Source organism: Paenimyroides ummariense, assembly GCF_900115115.1.
GTDB lineage: Bacteria > Bacteroidota > Bacteroidia > Flavobacteriales > Flavobacteriaceae > Flavobacterium > Flavobacterium ummariense.
Window position 1 is genome coordinate 12,710 of sequence record NZ_FOVI01000009.1, and the last position, 25,921, is coordinate 38,630.

Genomic DNA, 25,921 nt, shown 5'->3' on the forward strand with positions numbered 1-25,921 from the left:
TCAAATTTTTAAATAATTGAATATTAATTATTAGTAAAATTAATCTTCGCTGCCTATCCCTCCTACTATTGACTGTACAATAGATAAAACCAAACTGAATAATAATGCCGGCCAGAAACCTTCTACATGAAAGCCGCCAACAATGTAGCTGCACAACATTATTATTAAAGCATTGATAACAAACAGGAACAAACCTAATGTTAATATGGTTACCGGAATGGATATTAACTGCAGTATTGGTTTTACTATAAAGTTAAGCAATGCCAATACGATTACGACGATTATTGATGATCCGAAACCATCGACACTTACGCCCGGTAAAAAATTTGCCAGCAGGTACACAATGACTGCCGTTACAATTAAATTGATTAAAATTCTCATAGCTTATAATTTTAATTTGATGCTTTTATTGTTACACCCGGATAATTACCCGGAACCAACATTGGCAATTTTGCTTTGTAATGTTCGTTGATTACTTTAACTATTTCGTTAGCTACAAATGCGTAACCACGAGGGTTTGGATGCACACCGTCTAAAGAAAACAACACTTTATTCATATTTCCGGTTCCTTTAAAGTAATCAGCCGTGTACCATTGTCCGTCACCTAAACGAATACCGCCTGTTAAATAGCCCATGATGGCATTCATATCGGCAACTGCCAGTTTTTTAGAACGAGCTGCAGCCCAGATAATATCGTTAAATTCTTTGGTTGCTGTTTTTATGATTGTTTGTTCGGCAGGAACTAAAACATATTTATCTTCTAAAGGAAATGTTACACCAATTTTACTGAATAATTCTTTGTACGGCGAAGGAACGTTTGCAAAAATCGGCGCAGTTGATGTTGTTCCGATTACCGAACTAGTACCCAATACAAACAAATCGTTTCTGCTTGCATGACGTGCCTGTCCGTATAGCTGACCTAATAATCCCGCAATTGGTGCCAATTGTTGGTTTTGTGAAGCCACAGCTGTAATTTGTTGCGATAAATCGGTTAATGTTTCATCTTTAACCAATAACGCATTACCTTCTGTTTTAGAAAATGAATTAATACGGTTACCCTGCCCTAAAGCGGTAAGAATTTGCTTTAAAGGCCCCAATAACTGTGCATTCAACTGATCAACCGTTGCTTCTCCGCCTAAAGCTTCAGCCGTTAACGGGTTGTAAGGTACTGTTGTAAAATGCGGTATAGACGTTACATCCGGTATTGTAGCTACCACGCCTTTTGCGCCATTGCTTGTTAAAGTATTTACAATAGTAGTATAAGCCGAAGCAAATACCTGACGATCGGTAATATCGTTACTTCCGTAAGTCGATGGATCCATATTACCTTCTTGACTTACACCTACACCACCAGATAATGCGTACGCTAACACATCGTTAGCGCCAATCCAGTTTGTAAAAAATGTAGGGTTCATGCTCATAGCGTCGCTTAAAACCGTTGTATTAGGACTGGTAGCATGACGCACAAAATAAGGATTTGCCTTTCCTGTTGCTACATTAGCCAAATTACCATAACCCGGAGCCAGCAAATGGAACGATTTTGCCCCAGGAACTCCCATATTATTGTAAGCTTTAGCCTGTAAATTACTAATTTCTATGGTTGGTGTACCGGTTAAATTTTGCGGACCACCTGTTGACATATTAATGATTAAACGTGTTGCAGCCGCTTGTTGTCCCATAAGCAACAAACCACCTAAATCGTTGGTATCGTCACTGAACGACGGTTGGGTAAACGACCCACCGCCAACAACGGCAAACTGTTTTGCCAGCAAATTAGGAAAAGAATACTGCTGACCCGAACGATACACCGTTCCGTCCATATAACCGGCTGTCAGGGAATTTCCCAAAGCAACGTAGGTTGTAAAGTCGGCCTCGCCTTTAGAATAAGATTCGTTTGTAACCTCGTTTTCAAATTCCGGTTCACAAGCAACAAAGCTAAATGCAAATGCTGCTAAAAGTATAGATTGATATTTTTTCATAATGATCGATTAAAAATTGTACGATAAACCTAAACCTAAAGAATATGCCGATGAGCGATAGTCGCCACCAAAAGAAACATGCGTACCATCTTCTATATAATGATCGTACGAGTTTTTAGTTTCTTTAAAGTGTAATGCACTTGCAGCAAAATCGATTCCGAATTTAGGTGTAACCTGATAAGTGAAACCTACTGTTCCTGCCAAAGCATCGTTACGAGGCGTTTCTGGTGCGAAATATCCATCCTGTACCGGCGAAATATCATAATAACCACCTACACGGGCAGAGAATTTTTCAGAAGGAGCAAACTGCAAACCTCCACGCATTGTTCCACTGCTTTTATAGTTACGAGGATTTACCGATGTTGCAATTGCAGGGTTATCAAAATCTATAACCAAATTATCATACGCTTTCCAGAACGTGTGGTTGTAATCTACAGCCGCCAACCATTTATCGTTAATTTGATAAGAGAAACCAATAGTCAATTCGGCAGGTAACGGCATGCTAGCATCAAACTTTCCATTCGTGTATGTTCCACCCAAAAAGCTCGGCATGTCATGGAATTTGGCATCGCCCCCTTCTACCTTCATATCGATTTGCGAACGATAGTTCACACCAAAAGTAACATAATCGTCTAAACGAGCTGTTACCCCAAGGTTGTATCCCCAAGCACTTACACCAGCTGCATCAATGGTAACATCTGAACGATTTCCGTTTTCATCTACCATACTTCTTGAAAGATTTCTGTTGAAGGTTACTCCTCCGTTAACATAAATCAACCCGGCACCAACACTAATATTATCGGTAATTTTGTACGATACCGTAGGCTGTACAAAAATTGCCTGTAAATCGATATTGTTTACCAAATGCGATCCCGGCCAGTCTTGATCCCATTCTACCGAACTTCCGTACGGTGTATAAACAGCCAAACCGACAGAAAAACGATCGGAAGCCTGATAATTTCCATAGAAATAAAATGGTGTTCCCGTGTTCGTTGTGGAATTAGACCAGTTGTATAAAGAATTTTGAAACTTTACGTTAGATACCAACGCGGTGGCACCTGCAGAAAAGCTCCATTTGTTTTTTAAAAAAGTACCACTCGCTGGGTTAAAGAACAAACTTTCGGCATTTTGACCGATAACGGCAACACCTGTATGCCCCATTGCCAACTGGCGCTGACCCTGCATACTAATGCGGTAACCGCCGGCAAATGTATTTGTAGCCAAGAGCGATAATAAAGAAATAGATAAAATTTTCTTCATAACTAAACTTTTATTTATGTTAGTATTTCAAATATACCACATTTTACAAAAGTTTAAAAACTCTTAAAGAAAATTACAGAATTATTAATTATTTGTTAAATACAAAAAGAATTAATTATTATGCACGCATATTATTTTAAAAAATCAATTGATTTATCAAAGAATTCCCCAGGATTGTCGGCATGCAACCAATGTCCCGCATTTGAAACCGTTTGAATTACCGCATTAGGGAAATGCTTTTTTATTAAATCAGTATCCGCTTTTGTGATGTAGTTAGAATTACTGCCACGCAAAAATAAAACCGATCCGTTAAAAACATCAGAATCTTTCAACGCTTCGCCAATTGCTTCTTCATCGTTATTAAAAGCATCCAAATTAAAACGGAAACCCAATTGTTGAGAAGTAACACGATGCACATTTTTCATTAAAAACTGTACCACTCCAGGTTCTTTTACATGTTGTTCAATAGTTTCCTGAACTTCGTTACGAGAAGGATTGGTTGAAAAATCAACAGCATTTAAAGCTGCCATTACATCTTGATGATGTGGCGGATAATATTTAGGAGAAATATCCGCAACAATTAATTTATCGACCAATTCAGGATATTTTACCGCCAAATTCATAGCAACTTTTCCACCCATTGAATGACCGATAACATCTACCTTATCCAAATTATTTGCTTTACAGTAAGCCACAACATCATCTGCCATTACCTGATAGTTGAATGTATCGGAATGAAAACTGCGACCATGATTGCGTAAGTCCAACAAATGCGCAGCAAAACCGCTTTCGGCATATTTTGTTCCCAAGGTTTTCCAGTTATCGCTCATTCCTAAAAAACCGTGTAATACAAGTAATGGCTTTCCCGTGCCTTCTATTTTGGCGTATAATAAATTGTTCATTATCTCAATTTTTGATTATACAAACACACCACATTTTCCAATCCCAGATAAATAGCTTCAGAAATTAATGCGTGACCAATAGAAACTTCTAACAAACCGGGAATATTCTGTTTGAAAAATTCGATATTATCCAAACTTAGATCGTGTCCGGCGTTTATTCCTAAATTTAATTCATTTGCTAATTCGGAAGCTTTGGTGTAAGGTTCAATCGCCTTTAAATTTCCTAAACCGTACTGGTGTGCAAAAGCTTCGGTATATAATTCAATACGGTCGGTTCCTGTTTCCTTTGCTCCTTCGATCATACTTAAAACCGGATCAACAAAAATAGAAGTTCTTATTCCGTTACGCTTGAATTCTGCAATCACTTCTTTTAAATAAGACTGATGTTTTACGGTATCCCAACCAGCGTTCGATGTAATGGCATCAACAGCATCGGGCACCAAAGTCACCTGTGTAGGTTTGCATTCCAACACCAGATTCATAAAATTATCCATCGGGTTTCCTTCAATATTATATTCGGTATGCACCACAGATACCAAATCACGCGCATCCTGATAACGCACATGTCGCTCATCTGGTCGCGGATGCACTGTAACGCCCTGCGCACCAAAACGCTGAACATCGGCAGCAACCTTTAACAAATCGGGAACATTACCACCGCGCGCATTACGCAATGTGGCAATTTTATTGATATTTACAGATAATTTTGTCATTCTATATTTAATTTATCAACAAAAATACAAAGTAAATTGGGTACAAAACCGATTATTTTAATTATTTTGCAATGAATTTTACCGTTATGAAATCGATACAAAACCTGATTAAACACAAACCAAAGCCTTTTACTTTTGCTACGAAATTCAATGATATTGTTGAATTTATAGAAGACAGCGAATACAGTCATTTTCCGGTGTTGGAGCAGGATATTTATGTAGGATCTATTGCTGCATTAGATATTCAACCATCTGAAACCAAAACCGTAGGCGATTACCGCTATGCTTTGCTGCCTTATTTTGTAAGGAAAGATGCCAGCTGGTTTGAAGTTTTAGAGAAATTTGCCCAGTTTGACTGTAATATTTTGGCAGTTTTAACCGAAAACAACCAATATATAGGATATTATTTTCAAGAAGACATTCTGCCATTTTTAAACAGCACACCCTTTATGAAAGATGCCGGTTTAGCAGTGGTTGTTCAAAAACATTATTTAGATTACAGCATCAGCGAAATTGCGCAGATTGTAGAAACTAATAACTGTAAACTTTTGGGCGTTTTTGTATCTGAAATGAAAAACCAAACAGCACAAATCACCATAAAGGCATCGGCAGGAAACATCAATGAAATAATTCAGACATTTCGTCGTTTTGGTTATGAGATCATATCAGAACACAATCAGGATTCTTATTTAAACGAATTAAAAGACCGTTCGGCTTATTTAGATAAATTTTTAAACATTTAACAAGGTATGAAGTTTGCCATTTACGCCCAGAATTACAAACCTAACTATAAAGAAATTATAGAAAAATTAGTCCGTGCATTGAAAACACACAACGCTAAAGTAATTTTTGAAAAAGAGTTTTACAAGCTTTTGGTAGAAAACAATGTTTTGAATTCTGAATTTGATACATTTTCATCGCACACCGATATAGACGACGATACTAAATTTTTTGTAAGTATTGGCGGTGATGGTACCTTGTTGCGTGCTGCAAATTTCGTTAAAAGCAAAAACATTCCTATTATAGGTGTAAATGCAGGCAGATTAGGTTTTTTGGCGAATGTACAGCAGGAAGCTATTGGATTTTTAATTCCGCTTTTGTTTTCAAACCAATACACGTTGTCGCGTAGAACCTTGTTACAGTTGAACGACCCTGATGAAGCAACCAGTAAATTCAATGTAAATTTTGCGCTGAACGAAATTACCGTTACGCGTAAAAACTCTACATCGATGATTACCGTGGAAGCCTACATAAACAACGAATATCTGGCAACTTATTGGGCAGACGGAATCATTATTTCGACACCAACGGGCAGCACAGGATACAATTTAAGTTGTGGCGGGCCTATAATTACACCCGACAGTAATTGTTTGGTGATTACGCCAATTGCACCGCATAATTTAACAACCCGACCGTTAATTATTAACGACCGCAGTAAAATTAAAATGAAGGTAAGCAGCCGCGAAACGCAATTTTTATTATCGTTAGATTCTGAAACGGCTGCCATAAGCAACGATTCCGAAATAGAAATATCATTAGCCAACCATACGGTAAACATGGTAGAATTTCCGTCGGTCACTTTTTTACGAACCCTGCGCAGTAAATTATTGTGGGGAGAAGACAAAAGAAATTAAAGAGTATTTCACAAAATACATCATAATTATAAAATATATTCGTTTACATTAGTATATTTGCAAATTAGTCATAAAATGAAAAGAAAACTTTTAACCATATTAACTATTTTAGGTGTTTGCACAACAGCTCAAAGTCAGATTCATGAACTTGGAGTAACTGTTGGCGCAACTAATTATATTGGTGACATTGGATCTACCAAATACATAAATCCTACCGATATGGGTTATGGTTTTCAATACCGTTGGAACAAAAGTGCAAGGCATTCATGGCGTGTAAACTACACCTATATGCCAATTTCGGGCAAAGATGCCGATTCTGATATGCCTTTAAGACAAGCACGCGATCTTTCAACAAAAAATAATTTGAACGAATTGATGCTGGGTTTAGAATTCAACTTTTTTGAATTTGACCTGCACAACGACTGGTTTGCCTTTACGCCTTACGTGCACACTGGAATTGCCGGTTTATCGTACAAAGAAACGTATTTTAACGAGTACGCAAAACAAATAGAAAAAGACACCGAGTACGCCCTTGCCATACCGGTAACGTTGGGCTTAAAAGCATTAATAAACAAAAAACTGGTTATTAGTGCCGAAGTTGGTGCACGTTATGCCTTTACCGACAATTTAGACGGAAGCAATCCTGCAAGTCCGTCAACCAACATTGTTGCATTTGGCAATACAAATTCCAAAGACTGGTATGTTTTTTCCGGCATAAACATTTCGTACACCTTTGGTAAAAACCCTTGTTACTGTGCCCCAAGATAAAATGAAAGAAACTACACTTATTCCCGAAAAACTACCTCAACATCTGGCTATTATCATGGATGGTAACGGCAGATGGGCAAAACAAAAAGGTTTTTTAAGAACTATTGGTCACGAAAACGGTGCAACAGCAGTAAAGCGTACCGTTGAACAATGTGCCCGTTTGGGAATTCCCTATTTAACTTTATACGCATTTTCTACCGAAAACTGGAACCGTCCGAAATTCGAAGTAGATATGTTAATGAAGTTATTGGTTAAAGCTTTAAGAAAAGAAGTAAAATCGCTTCACGAAAACAACATAAAATTAAACGCAATTGGCAATTTAGACCTTTTACCTTCATCAGTTCGCAAAGAATTAACAGAAGTTTTAGAAAAAACCAAAAACAATACGCGTTTAACGCTTTCGCTTGCATTAAGCTACGGCTCTAGGAATGAACTACTTGAAGCCACAAAAGAGCTGTGTAACAAAGTTAAAAATAATATAATTTCAATAGATGCTATTGACGAATCGGTTATTAATAAGCATCTTTACACCCATAATTTACCAGACGTTGACTTATTAATAAGAACAAGCGGCGAACAGCGTATAAGCAATTTTATGTTATGGCAGATAGCCTATGCGGAATTGTACTTTACCGAAGTTTTATGGCCCGATTTTTCTAACGAACACCTTCACCAGGCGTTAGAAACCTATCAGAACCGCGAACGCAGATATGGTAAAACAAGTGAACAAATCAATAAGTAATTTTTAAGGATAATGCATCGCAAAAAATTAAAATACCTTTTTCCATTATTAGTAAGCTTTGCTGCGGCAAACGCACAAGAGCAACCGGTAACACAACAAACCGGTAACAGTGATGCTGCACAAGAAACATTGATTCCCGAAACAGACCCGAATGCACCACGCAGATACCGTTTAGGAACCATTAAAGTAACAGGAAATTATCATTTTAACGAACTGACTATTTTTACCTATGCAGGTTTAGAAAAAGGTCAGGTAATAAATCTTCCGGGTGAAGAAATTTCCGATGCCATTAAAAAATTATGGAAAACAGGCTATTTCAGTGAAATCAACGTATATGAATCATCTGTTGTAGGCGATGTTTTAAATCTTGAAATACATTTGAACGAATTACCGCGTTTAAAAAATGTGGAAATTACCGGTATTAAAAAAGCTAAAAAAGAAGAAATCTTAAAAGATTTGCAACTGGCTGTTCCAGCAACACAAACAACTGCTGGTAAACAAGATAAAAAAATTAAGATTACCGAAGGTAAAATCATCAACGACAACTTAATTTCTACCACTAAAAACTATCTTACCAACAAATACCGTAAAGATGGTTTTTATAACACCAAAGTTACGGTTGAAAGAAAGTTACACGACGATAAAAAAACAGCCGATTTAATTATTGATATTGACAAAGGCAGCAAGGTGCGTATATCTAAAATTAATTTCGAAGGAAATTCGCAACTTACCGATGCAAAATTGCGCAAGGCAATGAAAAAGACCAAACAAAAGAGTCCTTTAAACCCTATGCGTATTTTTACTCCTTCTAAATTCATAGAAAACGAGTACAAAAACGATCTTGCAAATGTTATTGATGCCTATAAAGAAAAAGGATACCGCGATGCCCGTGTTATAGAGCAAAAGGCAACCTATGATCCTAAAAAGAACAATGTAGCCATTAATATCAATTTAGAAGAAGGTCAAAAATATTATATCGGAGATATCCGTTTTATTGGAAACTCCGAATATTCGGATCATCACCTTCGCAACCGCGTTTTAGGAATTAAAAAGGGAGATGTCTACAATGGTCCTTTATTAGAAAAACGTGTTGTGGATCGTACAAATCCTGATGCTATTAATATTGAAAATGAGTATCAAAATGCAGGTTTCTTATGGTCACAAGTTAATCTTGTTGAAACCGCAACACGTAAGGATACCATTGATTTTGACATACGTATTGTAGAAAATCCAATTGCACGTTTTAACAATATTAGTGTTTCTGGTAACGATAAAACGCACGATTACATTATTTTGCGTGAATTGCGTACGCTTCCGGGACAAAAATGGAGAAAGGCAGATGTAGTAGAATCTGTACGCCGTTTGGGAAGCATGGGTATTTTTGATGCTACGGCAATTAACCCTGATGTTAAAAACCCGGATCCGGTTGATGGAACTGTTGATTTAGAATACCAAGTGGTAGAAAATGGTCAGTCGCAAGTTGAAGTTCAAGGTGGATACGGTGGTGGTACATTTATTGGTACACTGGCTTTATCGTTCAACAACTTTTCGGCACGAAATATTTTCAACAAAGAAGCTTATACGCCTTTCCCAATGGGAGATGCTCAAAAAATGTCGTTACGTTTGCAGGCAGCAACCTATTTTCAAACGTACAGTTTAAGTTTTTCTGAGCCTTGGTTTGGTGGTCGCCGTCCTATTTCGTTATTTGGATCATTATCATACACAAGTCAGAAATCGTACAATTTTAGAACAAGAGATATTGACCGTAGCCAAGGATTAAACATTTCAACAGCAACCTTTGGTATTGCAAAACGTTTATTGGTTCCAGATGATAACTTTACCTTATCGCACTCGTTAAGTTTCCAGTATTACGAATTAAACAATTATTTCTCTAACATGTTTGCTTTCAGTAACGGGTCTTCACGAAATTTGGCTTACACCGTAGAACTTTCTCGTGACAACCGTGGAGGTATCATGCCGGCAATTTATCCGCAATCGGGAGCTTTTTTAAGTGTATCTGGTAAATTTACCGCACCATATTCTTTATTCAACAATGTTGATTATAAGAATTTAGAAAATATGGAAGAGTATAAGTACAGAACTACGCAGGTACAAGAACATCCAGATACAGGTGCAGATATTCCTATTGGATCTTACCTAGATGCAAACGGTAGACCTGTGAGCGATTACCGTAATGCACGAATTGATCAAGATAAGTTAAACCAGAAAAAATTCAACTGGTTAGAATATTATAAAATCAACTTTAAGGCAGACTGGTACACGACTATTTTTGACAAATTGGTTTTACGTACACAAGGTCAGTTTGGATTTTTAGGAGCTTACAACAACGATCGTGGCGTTATTCCGTTTGAGCGCTTTTATTTAGGTGGAAGCGGAATGATGATGAATACGATGGACGGAAGAGAAAATGTTTCATTGCGCGGATATGCCGACAACACGCTTACACCAAGGACTTACGATGAAACTATAAATCAAAATAGAGATACTGGTGGAACTGTGTACAATAAATTCTCTGTTGAATTACGTTATCCTATTGCATTAAAAGGACAAATGAGTGCGTATGTATTAACATTCTTTGATGCAGGTGCTGCGTATGAAGGATTTACGAACTACAATCCGTTTAAATTACAACGAGGTGCAGGTGCCGGTGTACGCGTACACATGCCAATGTTTGGTTTATTAGGTATTGATTTTGGTTACGGATTTGATAAAGTTCCGGGGACAAACCAGATTGGTGGTTTCCAAACGCACTTTGTGTTAGGTCAGCAATTTTAATGGCACACATTTTGAATAATTATTTTATATGAAAAAATTAGTTTCTATTTTACTTGTTTGCTTATGCAATTTTGGATTTGCTCAAAAAGGTCGTATCGCTTATATCGATTCAGACTTTATTATGAGTAAAATGCCCGAGTATGAAGAAGCTAACAAAGAATTAAAGAAAAGAACTGCCGAGTGGGAATCTGTTATAGAGCGTAAGAAAAAGGAAATTAAAGATTTAAAAGATCAGTTAAATGTAGAACGCCCTTTACTTACCCAACAATTGATTGATGAGAAAGAAGAAGACATTCAGATTATAGAAAAGGAATTGTTAGATTTTCAGCATGAAAAATTCGGTAAAGACGGATCTTACTTCAAACAAAAATTAGATCTGGCTAAACCTTTACAGGATCAGATTTCTACCATTGTTGAAGAAATCGCCCGTAAAAAACGCTATTCATCTGTAATTGATAAATCAACAAGTAGCGAAACAGCTTTGCTATATGTAAATTCAGCCGACGAAATTTCTGACCAGGTAATTCGGAAATTAGATCAAACTAGAAATAAAAGTAAGTTATCTAAAAAAGAAGTTCAACAGCTGGAAATTGCCGAAAGACAAATTGAAGTTAAAGAACGTCAGCGTAGCAAACGCGATGAATTAGAAGAACGCCAACGTTTAATTGAAGAAGAAAAAGAAGAATTAGCAAAATCGCAAACTTCTACTCAGAATACAAATACGGCACCAGAAGAATCTCCAGCAGACAAACGCAGACGCGAACAGCAAGAAAAAATAGCTGCAGCAAAAGCCGAACGTGAGCGTATTAGAGAAGAAAAGCTGAAAGAGATTGAAAGGCGTAAAGCCGAAATTCTTAAAAAACAAGAAGAAGTTCGTTTAGCAAAAGAAAAAGCGCGTGAAGAAGCACTAAAAAACAGAGAAAATGCAGCGAACGGCAGAACTCAGCAATCTTCAACTACCAATTCTAAACCTTTGTCTGAACGTGCACAACAAATAAAAGATCAGCAGGAACAAAGAAGAAAAGAAGCAGCCGACAAAAAGGCAAAAGCTTTGGAAGAACGCAAAAAAATGATCGAAGACCGCAAGAAAAAGATGGAAGAAGACAGACAAAAGCGTTTACAGGAGATTGAAGAGCGTAAGAAAAATAAATAATTATTAAAAAAAATAAGTACCTTCGCAAAGGTTTTATAAGTTGAATTAAATTAAAAATCGAAAATGAGAAAATTAAGAAATTTGTTTTTAGCAGCAATTGCAGTTGTTGGTTTTAATGTAACAGCACAAGCACAAGAAGTTGCACACATTAATGTTTCAGAATTAATACCTTTAATGCCGGAATCTAAAACTGCTAAGACCGAATTAGAGAAATTGCAGGAGAAATACAAAAAAGAAATGGAAACCATGAGAACTGATTTTGATACAAAATTAAAGAAATATCAGGCAGAAGCTCCTACAGCAGGTGATGCAGTAAACGAAACTCGTGGTAAAGAAATGCAGGATATGGAACAACGTATTCAATTATTCGTGCAAAATGCTCAACAAGAAATGGGTAAAAAAGAATTAGCTTTATCTGAACCTATTTTAACTAAAGCGCAACAAGCAATACACAAAGTAGCTCGTGCTAAAGGTTATAAATACGTTTTAGATTCTACAATTGGTGCTGGAGTAATTTTAGCAGACGGACCAGATTTAATGGCAGATGTTAAGAAAGAATTAAAAATCAACTAAGATTTTACCATTTAAATATCATAAAAACTACCTAAAATTTTAGGTAGTTTTTTTTTAAATTTGTTTTATGAACAACACGCAACCTATTGGTTTATTTGATTCGGGTATTGGAGGAACTACTATTTGGCGTTCCTTGCATAATTTACTTCCAAATGAAAACACGCTGTTTATAGGCGACAGTAAAAATGCACCTTACGGACAAAAAACAAAAGAGGAGATCATTCAGTTATCAAAAAAGAATGTGGAGTGGCTTTTAAATCACAACGCAAAAGCCATTATTGTTGCATGTAATACAGCAACCACCAATGCTATTTCTGAATTACGCAGTTCATACGACATTCCTATTATTGGAATTGAACCTGCAATTAAACCTGCGGCTGCTAATACAAAAACTGGTAAAGTAGGTGTTTTGGCTACGCAAGGAACTTTAAACAGTAAAAAATACGCAGAGGCACAAACTTTATACCCTAACATTGAATTTATAAACCAGATTGGTTTTAGAATTGTGCAGTTAATTGAAGATGGGCAACTGTATTCTAAAGAATTGGAATCGTTGTTGCGTTCTTATATTGATCCTATGATCGAAAAAGATATCGATTATTTGGTTTTAGGCTGTACGCACTACCCTTATCTGTTACCCATTTTAAATAAATTTTTGCCTGAACATATAAACGTAATAGACTCCGGCGATGCCGTTGCCAAACACACTTATAAAATTTTAAACGAAGCTAATTTACTTAAAACAGATAACCAGCCGGGATATGCCAAATTTTATACCAATAAAGACGAAGCAATACTGCAAAGCTTCATCGCCGATTTTGGTATTGCAGAAAAATTAGATTTCTAAAAGCTTACTTCTTTGTAAGCTTTATTTCTATTGTACCATCGCCATTTACCTTGTCATAGGTTGTAATAGATGTTTCTACATCAAAAACACTAAGTTTTAAAGCTTCTTTTTTGGTTACTTCTTTCCCTTCGATTAATACTTTTTTAATTTTAGGATTGTTGATACTGTTTTTAAATTCCTGTTCTAATTTATTGATAAAATCGGCACTTGCTTGATCACTGTTTTTTTGATCTTCAAGTTCTTTTAAAGCCTGCTTTTTCTTTTCTTCGGCTTCTAATCTTACTTTCTCTTCTGCATCGCGTTTGGCTTTAGCTTCCGCTTCTAATCGTTCCTTTTCCTCTGCTAATTTCTTCGCTTTGGCTTCTGCCTCTAAACGAGCTTTTTCTTCAGCGTCTTTTTTGCCCTTGGCTTCGGCTTCTAAGCGTGCTTTTTCTTCGGCTTCTTTTTTGGCTTTGGCTTCCGCTTCTAATCTAGCTTTTTCTTCTGCATCGCGTTTGGCTTTAGCTTCCGCTTCTAATCGTTCCTTTTCCTCTGCTAATTTCTTCGCTTTGGCTTCCGCTTCTAATCTAGCTCTTTCTTCTGCTTCTTTCTTCGCTTTCGTTTCTGCTTCCAAACGGACTTTCTCTTCCGCATCTTTTTTAGCTTTGGCTTCCGCTTCTAATCGATCCTTTTCTTCGGCTTCTTTTTTAGCCTTGGATTCGGCTTCTAAGCGTGCTTTTTCTTCGGCTTCTTTCTTGGCTTTAGCTTCCGCTTCCAATCGGGCTTTCTCCTGTGCATCTTTCTTCGCTTTCGCCTCCGCTTCCAATCGTGCCTTTTCTTCGGCTTCTTTCTTTGCTTTGGCCTCTACCTCTAATCGAGCTTTTTCTTCAGCTTCTTTCTTCGCTTTGGCATCAGCTTCTAATCGGGCTTTTTCTTCAGCATCTTTTTTTGCTTTGGCTTCTGCTTCTAATCGAGCTTTTTCTTCAGCGTCTTTTTTAGCTTTAGCTTCTGCCTCCAATCGAGCTTTCTCTTCTGCGTCTTTTTTTGCTTTTGCTTCTGATTCTAATCGAGACTTTTCCTCTGCATCTTTTTTAGCTTTAGCTTCTGATTCTAATCGAGCTTTTTCTTCAGCATCCTTCTTAGCTTTAGCTTCTGCTTCCAATCGAGCTTTTTCTTCTGCTTCTTTCTTCGCTTTGGCTTCTGCTTCTAATCGAGCTTTCTCTTCTGCTTCTTTTTTTGCTTTGGCTTCCGCTTCTAATCGAGCTTTTTCATCTGCATCTTTTTTAGCTTTGGCTTCTGCTTCTAATCGAGCTTTCTCTTCTGCGTCTTTCTTGGCTTTAGCATCAGCATCCAATCGAGCCTTTTCTTCAGCATCACGTTTTGTTTTGGCTTCTGCATCGGCACGATTTTTAGCATCGTTCTCTAAACGCTGATTTTCTTCAAACTCTTTACGGGCTTTATCTTCGGCGTCTTTTTTTGCTTTTTCGGCTGCATTCATTTTTGCCTGTTCTTCAGCTAATAATCGCTCTGCTTCTAAGGCTTCTTTTTTCAATTTTGCTTCCGCAGCCAAACGTTCCTTTTCTTCGGCATCTTTCTTGGCTTTCGCTTCGGCTTCCAAACGCGCCTGCTCTTTTAACTTGGCTTGTTCGGCATAATAGGCAACTTTTTCAATGATACGCTCATCAATCTTTGCTCCTTCTAATGAAAATCCTTTAAAACTATCAATCAGTTTAATAATAATCGCGCCGTTTCTACCGTTCTCGCCAAAAACTTCCACAGCATCTTCTGGTTCCAATTCAATGATGCTTTCTATATGTTCGGGTTTGATTTTTGCGTAATCTACAAATCGAATTTTATATCCGTTCACAATAACCAACGGATTTTTGTAACTGATTTCTTTAGAAATAGAAATAGTTGAAGCGGCATTAACGGTTAACGTTGCAAAAGCGCAACCAATTGATATAAGTATTTTTTTCATATTAGATTTTAGAAATAATTGCAGCAAATTTCTCCATAGAATACAAACGTTTTTCTAGGGAATATATTGGGCAAGACATCATAATTTCGTTTATTTTGTAACGATCAATAAACTGTTTCAAATTTCGAGCCACAGTTTCTTCATCGCCAATAAAACTTCCTGCGGTCATTTGGCTTAACTGCGCTTCTTCAACCACCGTCCAATCATCATAAAAAGCCATATCGGGTTGTTTCATTTTTGATCGCTTGTTACGGATCAAACCTAAAAACATCTTGTAAAACGTTGAAGCATGCAGTTTTGCTTCTTCATTTGTTTCGCCAATAATTACATTTACACAAGCTATTTTGTAAGGCGACGGAATTTCTCCGTTTGCCTGAAATTCATCGGTATAAAATTTAAAAGCCGCTCCCAATTGTTGCGGTGCAAAGTGCGATGCAAAGGCGTAAGGCAACCCATAAGCGGCAGCCAACACAGCACTATCGGTACTTGACCCCAACAGATAAACAGGAATATTTGTGCCTTCTGCAACAAAAGCACGGACTTTAGATTCGGTATTTTCGGTAGAAAGATATTGCTGGATTGCCGATACGTTTTTAGGAAACTCATGCACATTTTTCATGAAATTTTCATTCATGTGCTGTGCGGTTAATCCGTCGGTTCCGGGTGCCCTTCCCAACCCCAAATCAATACGGTTCGGATAAATCTGCGCCAAAGTTCCAAACTGTTCTGTAATAGCCAACGGTGAGTGATTTGGCAGCATGACACCCCCAGATCCTACACGAATTTTATTTGTATTTGCCGCAACATAACCCATTAAAACCGATGTAGCATTACTTGCAACACCTTCCATATTATGATGTTCTGCCAGCCAATATCTTGTAAAATTCAAGTCATCGGCTTTTTGTGCGGTTGCTTTTAACTCGATAAAAGCATCCTGAACAGTTTTGTTTTCTTTTACGTAAACTAAATCCAGAAAAGAATAGTTCATATTTTTTTTATAAAAATAGTCAATTTATTTTTAACCTTATTTGAAATTATTTTTTAGCTTTAAAAAAAACTTCTTTCGTGCTATGGATTTATTTCTGATAACATTTGCCGCTTTATTTTCTGTAATAAATCCGTTGGGATCGGTCCCAATTTTCTTAGGTTTAACGCAAGGAGATCCTAAGGAATCTAAAAATAAAACAGCCTTTTGGGCATCGGTAAACGTATTCATTATTTTGGTAATTTCGTTTTTTATAGGGAAAGTCATCTTAAACTTTTTTGGAATAAGTATCGATGTTCTGCGGATTGCAGGTGGTGTGGTTATTTGTTCATCGGGTTTTGGGCTGCTTTCGGGAACATTCAGCAAACGCAGAGGTGTAAACAAAAAAGTAGCCGATGACGCTCAACAACGAAACGATATCGCTTTAACTCCGCTGGCAATTCCTATGATGGCTGGTCCGGGATCTATGTCATTATTGATTGCAATGGAACAAGACAATCCAGAGTTAATCAATAAATTGTTAATTGTAGCTGCCATTTTTGCTGTAGCAGTTACGGTTTTTTTAATATTAAGAAGCGCAAATTACATATCAAAACTTCTGGGAGCATCAGGTATCGTTGCTATTTCAAGAATTATTGGTTTCCTTGTGTTGGCAATTGGTATTCAGTACATTATAAATTCTTTACTGATTCTTTTTAAAATATAAAAAAGGTACGCTGTGTGAAACGTACCTTTATTAAAAACTAAATAACTAACAACAATAATATAAGCAATAATTTATTCACTTAATTACGAGTGTAAAAGTAATAAATTATTTTTATTTATTCTAAATAAGAATAAATATTTTAAATATTTTTTAAGTTCTTCAAATGTCTTTTGATTTAAAAACATACCGAATTGAAATTTTAGCAGGTTTAACCGTTGCTATGACCATGATACCCGAATCGCTTTCTTTTGCAATTGTTGCGGGATTACCACCTTTAACAGGATTGTACGGAGCATTTATTATGGGAATTATCACCGCTTTTTTGGGTGGAAGACCCGGAATGATTTCAGGCGGAGCCGGTGCAACGGTAATTGTTATGATTGCGTTGATTGCTACTCACGGAATTGAATATTTCTTTGCTGCTGTAGTTTTAGCAGGACTTTTTCAGGTTATTGTCGGAATTTTTAAACTCGGTAAATTTGTAAGATTAGTCCCACAACCTGTAATGTATGGCTTTTTAAACGGATTAGCAGTTGTGATATTTATGTCGCAAATAGAACAATTCAAACAAAAAACTACTATTGGGTTTAGTTGGTTGCAAGGTGAATCTTTATACATCATGGCTGGTTTGGTAGCATTAACGTTGGTATTGGTTTATTTAATTCCGAAAATATCAAAAGCCTTACCTACCACTTTAATTGCTATTGCAGTAATTTTTGGTATTGTTCATTTTTTTAATATCGATACAAAAACAGTTCAAGATATTGCTTCGATCAGCGGAAGCTTACCTCCTTTTCATATTCCGCAGATTCCTTTAAATTTAGATACACTTCAGATCATTTTCCCGTATGCAGCAATTATGGCGGGTGTGGGTTTGCTTGAAAGCCTTCTGACCTTAACGCTTGTTGATGAAGTTACCGAAACCCGAGGAAATGCCAATAAAGAATCGGTTGCTCAAGGAATTGCCAATATTGCCAACGGTTTTTTTACGGGAATGGGTGGCTGCGCCATGATTGCACAGACATTTGTGAACTTAAACGCAGGTGCACGAAAACGAATATCGGCAATTGTGAGTAGTTTGGCGATACTGTTCATTATATTGGTTGCTGCTCCTGTTATCGAGCAAATTCCAATGGCTGCTTTGGTAGGCGTTATGATGATGGTTGCTATTACAACTTTTAGCTGGGGATTTTTTAAGAAGATAACCAAAATGCCCAAAAGCGATATTTTAGTTACATTGATTGTAGCAGGAATAACCATTGTACGTCATAATTTAGCTATTGCCGTTTTGGTGGGAATTATTATTTCGGCATTGGTATTTGCATGGGAAAGTGCGAAACGCATCAGAGCCAGAAAATATGTTGATGCTAACGGAATTAAGCATTACGAAATTTACGGACCGTTGTTTTTTGGATCGGTAGCAAATTTTAACGAAAAGTTTGATTTAGCGAATGACCCCGAAACGATTATGATTTCTTTTAAGGAAAGTAGAATTGCCGATATGAGTGGAATTGAAGCGGTTGATTTACTGACAAAAAAATACTGCGAACGCAACAAAAAAGTGATTCTTACGCATTTAAGTGAAGACAGCCGAAAGCTGTTAGAAAATGCATCGGCAATTATTAAAGTGAATATTGAAGAAGATCCGCACTATAAAATACCAACTGATTTGTTGTAGTTCTACCACAGATACACAGATTATAATTATAAAGCAAACCACGATTCAGATTCCTGATTATGGTTTGTTTTATTAATGCATCCAAATTTGTTTTCGTTCTATCTCTATCCATTTATTATTTTTTCTTTCAAAAACAATAATTTCTCCATAACCACTTAATAAACTACTAATCACGGAAAAACCAACAAAAGCGAATTTCCCATTATCTGTGAATATAGGCAAAGTTGTATAATATAGATTATTTTTTAGATTGAAAATCGAATCAGATCGACTTTCGATATCTTCTTCAAACAATCTATAATTAGGAAAAAATTCATTGTAATTATCATTAAGAATAAAACTTCCCATTTGTGATTCAATATCTTCTATTTTCATATCAACAGCATACTTTTCTAACAATAAACCTTCTTCTGAATAAAAGCCGCTTTCAAATGAAGTCCAATCCAATTTATTACTTAAATGATTACAAACCAAAGAATCATCAACATAAAATTTTAAAATAGTGTTAGTAAATTTTAATTTATCTTCTAATGTGTAATCTTTTCTATTTGGCAATTTATTCTTTGTACACGAAAAGATCAAAAAACACAATAGTATAACTTTTAATATAAATGATTTCATAGTAATTATTATTAAAATCAAGATACAAAAACCGCATTGATTTCTCAATGCGGTTTCGTTTTATAAGTTTAAATTTATTCCTGCGGTAAAAACACTTCAGCCAGCATACAACGGGCGCTGCCGCCGCCGCAAGCTTCAATGGTGTAAAGCGGCGCGTGTAAAATAGCGCAATGCTTTTCTATGGCTTTAATCTGAACATCGGTTAAAATTTCGTACGCTTGTGTACTCATTACCATGTACAATTGTCCGTCTTTACCTTCAACTTGCAACATGTTTCCTGCAAAATGGTTTACCTGATCTTCGGTAATGTAAATAATTTCTTTGCCATCTTCTTTCAGGCTGTTTACAACCAATTTACGTTCTTGTTTATCATCAATACTATCGCCACAAACAACAGCAAAAGTTTCGGCAATGCTCATCATAACGTTTGTATGATAAATTGGTAAGCGTTTGCCATCAACCGTTTGGTATGCTTCAAAAATCACCGGATGCATATCGTTGTCTTCGCAAAACTCTATAATCAGTTCTTCATCTGCACGAGGCGATAAAGCGGCATAAACTTTAGCGTTTTCACGATCGATAATCATACTTCCGGTTCCTTCTAAAAAGATATCGTCTTCTTCTGCCGATGTATAATCGTTTATTTCGTTTATTTTAAAACCTTTTTCTTCCAGAATATCTAAAATATCCTCACGACGCTCTAATCTGCGGTTTTCTGCAAACATCGGGTACAAAACCACTTCTGCATTGTCGTGAAACGAAACCCAATTGTTTGGAAAGATACTATCGGGCGTATCGCTATCTGTGGTATCATCTACCACAACTACGTTTACACCAACCGAACGCAAACGCTCTACAAAACCATCAAACTCTTCTTGTGCTTTTTGGTTTACGTTTGCCGGAGTTAATCCTTCTAATTTCTTTTGATAATAATTATTTACTGCCGTTTGTTCGTTCATACGGAATTGCACCGGACGAATCATTAATACGGTATTTGCTGCTTGCTGACTCATATATTTTATGTTCTATGTTGTTTGTATTAAGTTGTATGTTCTGTGATATTACATGTTTCTATTTCCAATTATTTTCAACGTATTTAATAAAAGAATAAATTTTAGCACTTAAAATTTCATAATTCTGAATCAAGTCGTCTCTAAATAAGTTACCGTATAAATGCTTAATCTTTTCAAGATGATTAATTGTTTCTAAAGAACTTGCCCATGAAAAGGTTAGGAATCTCACAAACTCTGCTTTATAAGCACTTCGTCCGTACCCTTCTACAATATTTGTTACAATACTATCAGACGATCTTCTTAATTGACTTCCTAATTCGTATAGTTCATATTTAGGTAATTTTAAAGACATTGGATGTACTTCATAAAACAAAGACAAACTAATTTTGTAAATGTCTAAATCTTTATAACTGCTCATGATTAAACCTAAAACATATAACTTATAACGTAAAACTTATTCTCTTATCAGTGGTAAAGTTGAACAACGTAAAAGTCCTTCTTGTTTAGAAATTTCTGCGTATGGAATTTCTTCTACGGTGAATCCGTTATCGCGTAACCAGTTGTTTAATCGGGTGAAATTACGTTCTGAAACCACTACATCTTTGTCAATAGAAAAAACATTGGAGTTCATGTGGTACATTTCTTCACGTTCGATATGAAACAGATTTTCTCTGCCAAAAAGGTTCACTAAATACATATAATCTGCTTCTTCACGGAAGCCCGATTTGTAAATGATTCCTTTGTTTGATCCTACGGGTTGAAAGCAACAATCTAAATGCAGTGCGTTATCGCGAGGTTCAATTTTAGATTTTACCAAATCGAATTCCTTTACAATTTTATGAGGAAACAAGTCTTTTATAAACTGTACGCCCGCCATATTGGTACGCGCCGTAATAAAATCTTTATAATCGCTGCCTTTGTATGTGCCAATAAAAATATGATCGTTATAAAGCATTACATCTCCCCCTTCGATATGAACTTCTTCTGGCGGACGAACCACTTTTGTTTGATCCATTTGATCGATCACATACTGAATTGCTTCTAATTCACGCTCGCGATCTGGCAAAATATTGGCTTTTATAAAAACATCGTCAATCACAAAACCGATATCTCTACTAAAGATCTGATTGTAATTTTCGATAATTTCCGGACGGTAAACTGTTACATTATATTTTTTAAAAACTTCATTAAAAGCTTCCATTTCGTTAACCATATCTTTTTCTACAGGATATGTGCCTGCTTTGATATGCTCTAACGATTTTGGATCGTACGCTTCATCTATTGTCGGTGTTGGGCCATTACTTTGAGCGGTTCCAAGTATTACGGCCTTAAGCCTTGAAGTTTCGTCGGTTACATGTAATTTCATAAAAAAGTAATTAGGTAATAGGCAAATATAAGAAGTTCTTTGCTGTTATGCTATTAAAAACAGCAAAGCCAAATCGGTTTGATTTGGCTTTTTATTATGAATGACAGATTTTTATTATCTGTTTGACATTTCTTTGAACGGACGCAATGGTTCTCCAACATAAACCTGACGTGGACGCCCGATTGGTTCTTTGTTTTCACGCATTTCTTTCCATTGAGCAACCCATCCTGGTAAACGTCCGATAGCGAACATCACGGTAAACATTTCGGTTGGAATTCCTAATGCACGGTAAATAATACCTGAATAGAAATCTACGTTTGGATATAGGTTACGTGCCACGAAATACTCGTCTTTCAACGCCATTTCTTCTAAATCTTTAGCGATTTTTAAAATAGGATCGTTTACGCCTAATTCTGCTAAAACTTCGTCTGCCGCTTTCTTAATGATACGTGCACGTGGATCGAAATTTTTGTATACACGGTGACCAAAGCCCATTAAACGGAACGGATCGTTTTTATCTTTTGCTTTTGCAAGATATTTGTCAGCGTCTCCGCCGTCTTTTTGAATTTCTTCCAACATTTCTAACACCGCTTGGTTTGCCCCACCGTGAAGTGGTCCCCAAAGTGCAGAAACACCAGCTGAAATAGATGCGAATAAACCTGCATGTGCAGAACCTACCATACGAACTGTAGATGTTGAACAGTTTTGTTCGTGATCTGCGTGTAAAATAAACAACTTATCAATTGCGTTTAATACAACCGGGTTTATTTTGTAAGGCCCTGTAGGTAATTTAAACATTAACTGTAAAAAGTTATCTACGTAAGGTAAAGTGTTATCGTAATAATTTAATGGGAAACCTTGCGTTTTTCTGTAAGCCCATGTTGCAACAACCAAGAATTTACCCATGATTTTACAAACAGCTTCGTACATATCGCCTTCTTTTTCAACATCAACCACTTTTGGGTTAAAAGCAGTTAACGCACAAGTTAACGATGCCAAAATACCCATTGGGTGTGCATGTTTAGGGAAACCGTCGATAATGCCTTTCATTTCTTCGTTAACCAAAGTGTACTTGCGTATGTCAGCTTCAAAAGTTTCAATTTGTTTTGTCGATGGCAATTCACCAAAAATAACCAAATAAGCTACTTCTAAAAAGTTAGATTTTTCTGCTAAATCTTCAATTGAATAACCACGGTATCTTAAAATTCCTTCTTCACCATCTAAAAAAGTAATAGCACTTTTACATGAACCTGAATTTTTATATCCTGGGTCTAAAGTAATTGCACCCGTTAAATCTCTTAACTTCTGAATATCGATAGCTACTTCGTTTTCTGTTCCAACGATAACCGGTAAGTCAATCGTTTTGTCATCTATCGCTATAGTTGCAGTTTTTGACATATATCTTTAGTTTATTTTTTATTTTGTTTTTAGCGAATTTAATAAAAATGTTTCACTTAGTAAAGCGTAAATATATAAATAATTCCTATTAATTATAGAAAATACTTATTATTAATACAACAATCAATCGGTATAAAGAAGTTTTATTTTTAATAATTTAAGATTTTATTTTCATATTCTCAAAGTTTAACATCTTGCATTATCATATCAGAAAAAAAATACCCTAAAAACAAAAAATGACGCATTTAGCGTCATTTTTTAAATCTTCAAAAAAATTATCTTTTTATTTTAAAAGCTTTATTTTGCGGATAGTATGCAACCAATCCCAATTCTTCTTCGATACGCAATAACTGGTTGTACTTACTCATACGATCCGAACGAGAAGCAGAACCTGTTTTAATTTGTCCGCAGTTTAGTGCCACAGCCAAATCTGCAATGGTGTTATCTTCTGTTTCGCCCGAACGGTGACTCATAACCGAAGTATAACCTGCATTATGCGCCATGTTTACAGCCGCAATAGTTTCGCTTAACGTTCCAATTTGGTTCACTTTAATTAAGATCGAATTTGCTGTATTTTCAGCAATTCCGCGTTGTAAACGAGAAACATTTGTTACAAACAAATCATCGCCAACTAACTGAACTTTATCTCCAACTTTCTGCGTTAATAAATTCCAACCAGCCCAATCGTCTTCGTACATACCGTCTTCAATTGAAATAATTGGATATTTTTCGCATAATTCAGCCAAATAAGCCGCTTGTTCTTCAGAAGTACGTACTTTTCCAGTTTCGCCTTCAAATTTTGTATAATCGTAATTTCCGTTTACATAAAATTCAGAAGCAGCACAATCTAACGCAATCATGATGTCTTTTCCAAAAACATAACCAGCTTTTTCAACAGCCAGTTTAATAGAATCTAACGCATCTTCTGTTCCGCCGGCTAAATTTGGTGCAAAACCACCTTCATCGCCCACTGCTGTACTTAAATTTCTATCGTGTAATACTTTTTTCAAATTGTGGAAAATCTCTGTTCCCATTTGCATTGCTTCGGTAAAATTAGCAGCAGAAACCGGCATAATCATAAATTCCTGAAAAGCAATCGGCGCATCAGAATGCGATCCTCCGTTAATAATATTCATCATTGGAACAGGCAAAGTGTTTGCAGAAACACCACCAACGTAACGATACAATGGCATTCCTAATTCGTTAGCCGCCGCCTTTGCAACCGCCAATGAAACACCTAAAATAGCATTCGCACCAAGGTTTGATTTATTTGGAGTACCATCTAATTCAATCATAGTCTGATCGATCGCGTTTTGTTCAAAAACACTGAAACCAACAATATTTTCTGCAATTACCTCATTAACATTTTTAACCGCTGTTAAAACACCTTTTCCCATCCAGTGTTTACCGCCATCGCGTAATTCAACTGCTTCGTGTTCGCCTGTTGATGCTCCAGAAGGAACTGCCGCGCGACCTAAAACGCCTGTTTCTGTAACTACGTCAACCTCTACCGTTGGATTTCCGCGAGAATCTAAAATCTGACGTGCATGAATTTTTACAATTGTACTCATATCTTTAATTGTGTTGTTTAATTTGTTTTGCAAATGTAATTATTTGATTGATAAAAAAAAAGAAGTAATTTTTAACAGAAAAAATAAAATCAAAATGAACTATTTTGACTGAAGAACCTCTTTTTCAAATAAAATACCCTTCCAACCAAATTTCATAAAGTTTCTAATATTTTGATGTGATGATCCTTCTTTATCTTCTAAAACTGCCTGATAATGTTCTGCAAATAATTTCAACGTATCTTCGATAGATAAATTATTCAACTTTGCAAAATATAATGTTTTAGCACTTCCTTGATTTTCATTTTCGGCATTCATTAACGCTCCATTTTTAAAAGACGAAGCTGTGTAATCAAAATTCTCATCAATATATGCTATTATTTCTTTAAAGGATAATTTTTGTAATTCTGCTAATTCCATGGTTTATCTTTGATTTTTGTGTTGCAAATATAAAAACTCTTACTAAATAACTTTTAGAAGCAAAACCATTCATGATGATCCAACTATTTTTTATTACATCCTTCAAAAAAGAAGCTGTTAAGCGTCTTTTAAATTCGTATTTTCATTGTTTCTTAAATTCTCTATAAAGAAAAAGACTAACAAAATAGTAAATATCAGAATAATCCAATGTAAAAACAGATAACTGTTATCTAAAAAGTAAATTGATAAAACAAAAAGCATCACACTTGAAATTATTCTAACCTTGTAAGTATTACGTTCAACTGTTTTCTCATTATAATAAACCAACGAAGTTATTAATGAAGTAAGACCAATTAAAAAAGCAAATGGGGCTAAATCATTATTTTGTTGAACAACTGAAAAGATCAAAATAATTAATGAAATTAAAAATAACAATAGAGATGATTTTAAGTTTTTCAATATGATTAAATCTTTCTGATTAATATTCTTATCAAATACCAGATATTCTTCAATTGATAACATTTTACTTTGTAAGTAATTTGATTTTAAACTATCGTACAATGAAAGTAACATTCCTCTGTGATTAAGGCTTAAGCCAACAAACACTTTTCCTTCATTATAATCAATAGATGTTAACGAAACAGCCGTTTTGTATGGATAAATAGCACCCAACTGAAATAGAATTTCTTTAGTATCATCAGGTATTTCAATACTATGATTTCCGTTTGCATTTATACTGGTACAAAAATTATCATCAGTAAAAATTTTTATATTTCTATATGAAAACCAACCGTTTACAAAACTTATTTTTACATTTAAAATCATGACACTTTAAATTTTAA

25 protein-coding genes are annotated in these 25,921 nt (G+C 35.8%); 10 read left to right on the forward strand and 15 right to left on the reverse strand.

What is annotated here, in order from left to right; genetic code table 11:
* Positions 1–39: 39 nt before the first annotated feature.
* The 5 genes from BM253_RS08115 to BM253_RS08135 all read right to left on the reverse strand — a co-directional run bounded on the left by BM253_RS08115 (position 40) and on the right by BM253_RS08135 (position 4,854).
* Positions 40–381 (reverse strand): phage holin family protein, encoded by a 342-nt coding sequence (locus tag BM253_RS08115; RefSeq protein ID WP_091522019.1) that lies wholly within the window; start codon positions 379–381, stop codon positions 40–42.
* A gap of 11 nt (positions 382–392) precedes the next feature.
* Positions 393–1,979 carry an SGNH/GDSL hydrolase family protein gene (locus tag BM253_RS08120; protein WP_091522023.1) on the reverse strand — a complete coding sequence of 529 codons (1,587 nt, stop codon included), beginning with the start codon at positions 1,977–1,979 and terminating at the stop codon, positions 393–395.
* Between the two features lie 9 nt (positions 1,980–1,988).
* Complete coding sequence (locus tag BM253_RS08125) at positions 1,989–3,239, reverse strand: OmpP1/FadL family transporter (RefSeq protein ID WP_091522027.1); 1,251 nt, start codon at positions 3,237–3,239, stop codon at positions 1,989–1,991.
* A 131-nt stretch (positions 3,240–3,370) separates the two neighbouring features.
* Positions 3,371–4,141 (reverse strand): alpha/beta fold hydrolase, encoded by a 771-nt coding sequence (locus BM253_RS08130; protein ID WP_091522030.1) that lies wholly within the window; start codon positions 4,139–4,141, stop codon positions 3,371–3,373.
* Positions 4,141–4,854, reverse strand: coding sequence for a pyridoxine 5'-phosphate synthase (locus BM253_RS08135; RefSeq protein WP_091522033.1), 714 nt, complete (start codon positions 4,852–4,854; stop codon positions 4,141–4,143). The genes BM253_RS08130 and BM253_RS08135 overlap by 1 nt, the downstream gene beginning before the upstream one ends.
* Before the next feature lie 71 nt (positions 4,855–4,925).
* Between BM253_RS08135 and BM253_RS08140 the strand changes: the two genes are divergently transcribed.
* The 8 genes from BM253_RS08140 to murI all read left to right on the forward strand — a co-directional run bounded on the left by BM253_RS08140 (position 4,926) and on the right by murI (position 13,367).
* Positions 4,926–5,597: a CBS domain-containing protein gene (locus BM253_RS08140; protein WP_091522037.1), complete on the forward strand. Its 672-nt coding sequence runs from the start codon at positions 4,926–4,928 to the stop codon at positions 5,595–5,597.
* A 6-nt stretch (positions 5,598–5,603) separates the two neighbouring features.
* On the forward strand, positions 5,604–6,488 hold the full coding sequence (locus BM253_RS08145; protein ID WP_091522041.1) for an NAD kinase: 885 nt from the start codon (positions 5,604–5,606) through the stop codon (positions 6,486–6,488).
* A 75-nt stretch (positions 6,489–6,563) separates the two neighbouring features.
* Entirely contained in the window at positions 6,564–7,256 is a 693-nt protein-coding gene (gene porG / locus BM253_RS08150) for a type IX secretion system protein PorG (RefSeq protein WP_091522045.1), read from the forward strand.
* A gap of 1 nt (position 7,257) precedes the next feature.
* A complete protein-coding gene (locus tag BM253_RS08155) occupies positions 7,258–7,998 on the forward strand; it encodes an isoprenyl transferase (protein ID WP_091522048.1) in 741 nt (246 codons plus the stop codon).
* Between the two features lie 12 nt (positions 7,999–8,010).
* Positions 8,011–10,794, forward strand: coding sequence for a BamA/OMP85 family outer membrane protein (locus BM253_RS08160; RefSeq protein ID WP_091522053.1), 2,784 nt, complete (start codon positions 8,011–8,013; stop codon positions 10,792–10,794).
* 28 nt (positions 10,795–10,822) lie between these two features.
* On the forward strand, positions 10,823–11,947 hold the full coding sequence (locus BM253_RS08165; RefSeq protein WP_091522057.1) for an OmpH family outer membrane protein: 1,125 nt from the start codon (positions 10,823–10,825) through the stop codon (positions 11,945–11,947).
* Between the two features lie 63 nt (positions 11,948–12,010).
* Entirely contained in the window at positions 12,011–12,520 is a 510-nt protein-coding gene (locus tag BM253_RS08170; protein WP_091522060.1) for an OmpH/Skp family outer membrane protein, read from the forward strand.
* A gap of 67 nt (positions 12,521–12,587) precedes the next feature.
* Positions 12,588–13,367 carry a glutamate racemase gene (gene murI, locus BM253_RS08175; protein WP_091522064.1) on the forward strand — a complete coding sequence of 260 codons (780 nt, stop codon included), beginning with the start codon at positions 12,588–12,590 and terminating at the stop codon, positions 13,365–13,367.
* A gap of 4 nt (positions 13,368–13,371) precedes the next feature.
* On the opposite strand, the gene BM253_RS08180 is transcribed toward murI, so the two are convergent.
* Positions 13,372–15,324, reverse strand: a complete 1,953-nt coding sequence (locus BM253_RS08180; protein ID WP_091522069.1) for a coiled-coil domain-containing protein — start codon at positions 15,322–15,324, stop codon at positions 13,372–13,374.
* A gap of 1 nt (position 15,325) precedes the next feature.
* Positions 15,326–16,312: an LLM class flavin-dependent oxidoreductase gene (locus BM253_RS08185; protein ID WP_091522073.1), complete on the reverse strand. Its 987-nt coding sequence runs from the start codon at positions 16,310–16,312 to the stop codon at positions 15,326–15,328.
* An 82-nt stretch (positions 16,313–16,394) separates the two neighbouring features.
* Here BM253_RS08185 and BM253_RS08190 point away from each other — a divergent pair, with 82 nt between their 5' ends.
* A complete protein-coding gene (locus tag BM253_RS08190) occupies positions 16,395–17,015 on the forward strand; it encodes a MarC family NAAT transporter (protein WP_091522077.1) in 621 nt (206 codons plus the stop codon).
* Between the two features lie 163 nt (positions 17,016–17,178).
* Positions 17,179–18,693 (forward strand): SulP family inorganic anion transporter, encoded by a 1,515-nt coding sequence (locus BM253_RS08195; protein ID WP_091522081.1) that lies wholly within the window; start codon positions 17,179–17,181, stop codon positions 18,691–18,693.
* A 72-nt stretch (positions 18,694–18,765) separates the two neighbouring features.
* Here the strand turns inward: BM253_RS08195 and BM253_RS08200 are convergent, their stop codons facing one another.
* From BM253_RS08200 to BM253_RS08235, 8 genes are all read right to left on the reverse strand, one after another.
* Positions 18,766–19,248, reverse strand: a complete 483-nt coding sequence (locus BM253_RS08200) for a hypothetical protein (RefSeq protein WP_091522084.1) — start codon at positions 19,246–19,248, stop codon at positions 18,766–18,768.
* A 140-nt stretch (positions 19,249–19,388) separates the two neighbouring features.
* The gene (gene ctlX, locus BM253_RS08205; protein ID WP_245758475.1) at positions 19,389–20,327 is read right to left on the reverse strand and encodes a citrulline utilization hydrolase CtlX; all 939 of its coding nucleotides are present in this window, start codon (positions 20,325–20,327) and stop codon (positions 19,389–19,391) included.
* Between the two features lie 58 nt (positions 20,328–20,385).
* Positions 20,386–20,745, reverse strand: a complete 360-nt coding sequence (locus tag BM253_RS08210; protein WP_091522089.1) for a four helix bundle protein — start codon at positions 20,743–20,745, stop codon at positions 20,386–20,388.
* 36 nt (positions 20,746–20,781) lie between these two features.
* On the reverse strand, positions 20,782–21,693 hold the full coding sequence (locus BM253_RS08215; RefSeq protein ID WP_091522092.1) for a dimethylarginine dimethylaminohydrolase family protein: 912 nt from the start codon (positions 21,691–21,693) through the stop codon (positions 20,782–20,784).
* Positions 21,694–21,807: 114 nt separating this feature from the next.
* On the reverse strand, positions 21,808–23,091 hold the full coding sequence (locus BM253_RS08220) for a citrate synthase (RefSeq protein WP_091522095.1): 1,284 nt from the start codon (positions 23,089–23,091) through the stop codon (positions 21,808–21,810).
* Positions 23,092–23,366: 275 nt separating this feature from the next.
* Positions 23,367–24,662, reverse strand: coding sequence for a phosphopyruvate hydratase (gene eno, locus BM253_RS08225; RefSeq protein ID WP_091522445.1), 1,296 nt, complete (start codon positions 24,660–24,662; stop codon positions 23,367–23,369).
* A gap of 99 nt (positions 24,663–24,761) precedes the next feature.
* A complete protein-coding gene (locus BM253_RS08230; RefSeq protein WP_091522098.1) occupies positions 24,762–25,079 on the reverse strand; it encodes a HopJ type III effector protein in 318 nt (105 codons plus the stop codon).
* A 117-nt stretch (positions 25,080–25,196) separates the two neighbouring features.
* Positions 25,197–25,904 (reverse strand): hypothetical protein, encoded by a 708-nt coding sequence (locus tag BM253_RS08235; RefSeq protein WP_091522101.1) that lies wholly within the window; start codon positions 25,902–25,904, stop codon positions 25,197–25,199.
* Between the last annotated feature and the right edge of the window lie 17 nt (positions 25,905–25,921).

Bases quoted from the DNA above. Each gene is read 5' to 3' on its own strand.
- BM253_RS08115 (WP_091522019.1), bottom strand. From the start codon at position 381: ATGAGAATTTTAATCAATTTAATTGTAACGGCAGTCATTGTGTACCTG.
- BM253_RS08120 (WP_091522023.1), bottom strand. From the start codon at position 1,979: ATGAAAAAATATCAATCTATACTTTTAGCAGCATTTGCATTTAGCTTT.
- BM253_RS08125 (WP_091522027.1), bottom strand. From the start codon at position 3,239: ATGAAGAAAATTTTATCTATTTCTTTATTATCGCTCTTGGCTACAAAT.
- BM253_RS08130 (WP_091522030.1), bottom strand. From the start codon at position 4,141: ATGAACAATTTATTATACGCCAAAATAGAAGGCACGGGAAAGCCATTA.
- BM253_RS08135 (WP_091522033.1), bottom strand. From the start codon at position 4,854: ATGACAAAATTATCTGTAAATATCAATAAAATTGCCACATTGCGTAAT.
- BM253_RS08140 (WP_091522037.1), top strand. From the start codon at position 4,926: ATGAATTTTACCGTTATGAAATCGATACAAAACCTGATTAAACACAAA.
- BM253_RS08145 (WP_091522041.1), top strand. From the start codon at position 5,604: ATGAAGTTTGCCATTTACGCCCAGAATTACAAACCTAACTATAAAGAA.
- porG (WP_091522045.1), top strand. From the start codon at position 6,564: ATGAAAAGAAAACTTTTAACCATATTAACTATTTTAGGTGTTTGCACA.
- BM253_RS08155 (WP_091522048.1), top strand. From the start codon at position 7,258: ATGAAAGAAACTACACTTATTCCCGAAAAACTACCTCAACATCTGGCT.
- BM253_RS08160 (WP_091522053.1), top strand. From the start codon at position 8,011: ATGCATCGCAAAAAATTAAAATACCTTTTTCCATTATTAGTAAGCTTT.
- BM253_RS08165 (WP_091522057.1), top strand. From the start codon at position 10,823: ATGAAAAAATTAGTTTCTATTTTACTTGTTTGCTTATGCAATTTTGGA.
- BM253_RS08170 (WP_091522060.1), top strand. From the start codon at position 12,011: ATGAGAAAATTAAGAAATTTGTTTTTAGCAGCAATTGCAGTTGTTGGT.
- murI (WP_091522064.1), top strand. From the start codon at position 12,588: ATGAACAACACGCAACCTATTGGTTTATTTGATTCGGGTATTGGAGGA.
- BM253_RS08180 (WP_091522069.1), bottom strand. From the start codon at position 15,324: ATGAAAAAAATACTTATATCAATTGGTTGCGCTTTTGCAACGTTAACC.
- BM253_RS08185 (WP_091522073.1), bottom strand. From the start codon at position 16,312: ATGAACTATTCTTTTCTGGATTTAGTTTACGTAAAAGAAAACAAAACT.
- BM253_RS08190 (WP_091522077.1), top strand. From the start codon at position 16,395: ATGGATTTATTTCTGATAACATTTGCCGCTTTATTTTCTGTAATAAAT.
- BM253_RS08195 (WP_091522081.1), top strand. From the start codon at position 17,179: ATGTCTTTTGATTTAAAAACATACCGAATTGAAATTTTAGCAGGTTTA.
- ctlX (WP_245758475.1), bottom strand. From the start codon at position 20,327: ATGAGTCAGCAAGCAGCAAATACCGTATTAATGATTCGTCCGGTGCAA.
- BM253_RS08210 (WP_091522089.1), bottom strand. From the start codon at position 20,745: ATGAGCAGTTATAAAGATTTAGACATTTACAAAATTAGTTTGTCTTTG.
- BM253_RS08215 (WP_091522092.1), bottom strand. From the start codon at position 21,693: ATGAAATTACATGTAACCGACGAAACTTCAAGGCTTAAGGCCGTAATA.
- BM253_RS08220 (WP_091522095.1), bottom strand. From the start codon at position 23,091: ATGTCAAAAACTGCAACTATAGCGATAGATGACAAAACGATTGACTTA.
- eno (WP_091522445.1), bottom strand. From the start codon at position 24,662: ATGAGTACAATTGTAAAAATTCATGCACGTCAGATTTTAGATTCTCGC.
- BM253_RS08230 (WP_091522098.1), bottom strand. From the start codon at position 25,079: ATGGAATTAGCAGAATTACAAAAATTATCCTTTAAAGAAATAATAGCA.
- BM253_RS08235 (WP_091522101.1), bottom strand. From the start codon at position 25,904: ATGATTTTAAATGTAAAAATAAGTTTTGTAAACGGTTGGTTTTCATAT.